This is a genomic window from Phenylobacterium sp. (assembly GCF_036501465.1).
In the GTDB taxonomy this organism is placed as follows: Bacteria; Pseudomonadota; Alphaproteobacteria; order Caulobacterales; family Caulobacteraceae; genus Phenylobacterium.
The window spans coordinates 1-2,417 of the sequence record NZ_DASYAF010000021.1; the positions used below are offsets into that span (position 1 = coordinate 1).

The 2,417-nt window shown below is 68.5% G+C and carries 3 protein-coding genes; 1 reads left to right on the forward strand and 2 read right to left on the reverse strand.

The genetic code is table 11. From position 1 onward, the window contains the following. On the reverse strand, positions 1 to 299 hold a 299-nt coding region (locus VGL85_RS02280), incomplete at its 3' end, for an SDR family NAD(P)-dependent oxidoreductase (RefSeq protein ID WP_331585582.1). A gap of 237 nt (positions 300 to 536) precedes the next feature. Between VGL85_RS02280 and VGL85_RS02285 the strand changes: the two genes are divergently transcribed. After that, complete coding sequence (locus VGL85_RS02285; RefSeq protein ID WP_331585584.1) at positions 537 to 1,601, forward strand: potassium channel family protein; 1,065 nt, start codon at positions 537 to 539, stop codon at positions 1,599 to 1,601. A 140-nt stretch (positions 1,602 to 1,741) separates the two neighbouring features. Here the strand turns inward: VGL85_RS02285 and VGL85_RS02290 are convergent. Continuing rightward, positions 1,742 to 2,417, reverse strand: a 676-nt coding sequence (locus VGL85_RS02290) for a hypothetical protein (RefSeq protein WP_331585586.1), incomplete at its 5' end; no start/stop codon positions are given.

Genomic DNA, 2,417 nt, shown 5'->3' on the forward strand with positions numbered 1-2,417 from the left:
TTGCTGATCAGCACGTCGAGCTTGCCGAAGGCCTGCACGGCCTGGTCGATCATGCCCTTGGCCTGGTCCCAGTCGGAGACGTCGGCGCCGTTGGCCACCGCCTCGCCGCCCATGGCCTTGATCTCGTTCGCCACCTCGTCGGCGGGGCCGAGATCGGCGCCAACGCCGTCGCGGGCGCCGCCCAGATCGTTGACCACCACCTTGGCGCCCTCTCGCGCCAGCATCAGGCAATATTCCCGCCCGATCCCGCGCCCGCCGCCGGTGACGATCGCCACCCGTCCTTCGCAAAGTCCCGCCATACCGCTTCCTCTTCCTGCGATCGTTCCGCCGCCTGACACTGAAAGTCCGCCATGACGGGGGGTTGTCAAGGCGGCTGAGCCTTGCAGGGAGCCGTTTTTCAGGGCGCCGTGACGTAAGCTGCGCTGCTTTTGTCGGCTTTATTGCGCCGATGCGGCGGGGTGACGGATTCGTGACCTCCTCGATGCGCCGCGGCCCTAGGCTGACGCTCGCGGCGAAGGGGGCGGCCGGCGGGCGATATGAACGGACTGGCGGGCTCGCCCTTTCGCAATCTGGTTTCGATCATCGCCTTCATGCTGGTGGTCGTGGCGCTGGCGACGGGCGCCTATGTCACGGCCGGCTGGAGCTTCGGCGACGCCATCTACATGGTGCTGCTGACGGTGTTCACGGTCGGCTACGGCGAGGTGCGGCCGATCGCGACGCCGTTCCTGCACTTCGTCACGATCAGCACCATCGTGCTCGGCTGCACCGGCATGATCCTGCTGTCCGCCGCCCTGGTGCAGGCGCTGACCTTCTCCCAAATCCAACAACTGCTGGGCGCGAACCGCGTGAAAACCGACATCAACAAACTGAAGGACCACGTGATCGTCTGCGGTTTCGGCCGTATCGGCGTCATGCTGGCCAAGGACCTCGCCGCCGGCGGCGCCGACTTCGTGGTGCTGGAGCGCAACGAGGGGCGGCTGAACCAGGCTCGCGAGCTGGGCTATCTGTGCTGGCAGGGCGACGCCACCGACGAGACCGCGCTCACCGCCGTCGGCGTCGGGCGCGCCCGCATCCTGGCCACCGTCCTGCCCGACGACGCCGCCAACGTCTTCATCACACTGAGCGCCCGCAGCCTGAATCCGGGCCTGCAGATCATCGCGCGCGGCGAGGCGCCGAGCACCGAAAGCAAGCTGATCCAGGCCGGCGCCGACAAGGTGGTGCTGCCCACCCACATCGGCGCCGAACGCATCGCCGAGATGATCCTGTTTCCCGAAACGGCGCGGTTCATCCGCGGCTCGGAACGGATGCAGGACTTCGAGAAGGTGCTGCGCGACCTGGGGCTGGAGATGGAGGTGATGGTCACCGCAGAGAAGTCGGCGGTGGCCGGCCTGACCATCGCCGAGCTGGAGACCCGGGCCAGGGGCGCCTTCTTCGTGGTGCAGATCAACCGCCAGGGCGGCGACAGCGTCACCCGCCCGCCCGGCGAGCTGAAGCTCGAACCCGGCGACGGCGTGGTCGTCGTCGGCCGCTCCAGCGCCGCCGTCAACGCGCTGTTCACCGCGCCGGCGGAACGCGTGCGGGCGGGAAGGACACTGTACTGAATAAACCTCTCCCAGAGGGAGAGGGAGGGGCCCGGAGCGAAGCGAACGGGAGGGTGAGGGTTGCGCCTTCTCCGATTCAAACTCCAATGCACCGTATACGGATGGTCAGCTGCGCGCCAACTCGTCCAGCTCGTAACCCCTCACCCTCCCGCTGCCTTCGGCGCGGGCCCCTCCCTCTCCCTCTGGGAGAGGTTTGAAGCGCGCGCCGCGTCGAATTCCGCCCACATGGGGGCGCAGTCGAGCATCACGCCTTCGGCCATGGCGCGGTCGATGGCCATGACGGTGAGGCCGGCCTCCATGGAGTCCCATGGCGTCACCGGGAAGGCCGCCCTGCCCTCCAGCGCCGCCAGCAGGTCCAGCGCCATGGCCTGGTCGGCGCCGTTGTGGGCGTCGGCGGTGAGGCCGCCGTAGTCGATCCGCTCCGGCTTGCCGCGGTGCAAGGCCCGGCGCAGCATCAGCCGGTTGCGCACCAGGTCGGCTATGAGCGTGCCCTCGGTCCCGGCCAGGTACCAGCGCCGCTCCGCCAGCGCCACGTGGCTGTTGGAGTGGAAGGAAAGTCGGAAGCCCGAAGCGTACTCGACCATGGCCGTCTGGTGATCGGCCAGGTCCATGTCCGACTGGAAGGGATCGTTGGAGGCCGACCAGCCGGCGTCGCGCATGGCGTAGGCGGGCGAGCCGTCCTCGTATTGCCGCGGGCCATCGGCGCGCTCGGGCGTGAAGATGCGCCGGCCGCCGAAGCTCGCCACCTTGGCGGGCCGCGCCCTGGCCAACCGCCCGAAGATATCGAAATCGTGGCAGACCTTGTCGAGCATGAAC

Coding starts and splice junctions, on each gene's coding strand:
- VGL85_RS02285 (WP_331585584.1), top strand. CDS start 537: ATGAACGGACTGGCGGGCTCGCCCTTTCGCAATCTGGTTTCGATCATC.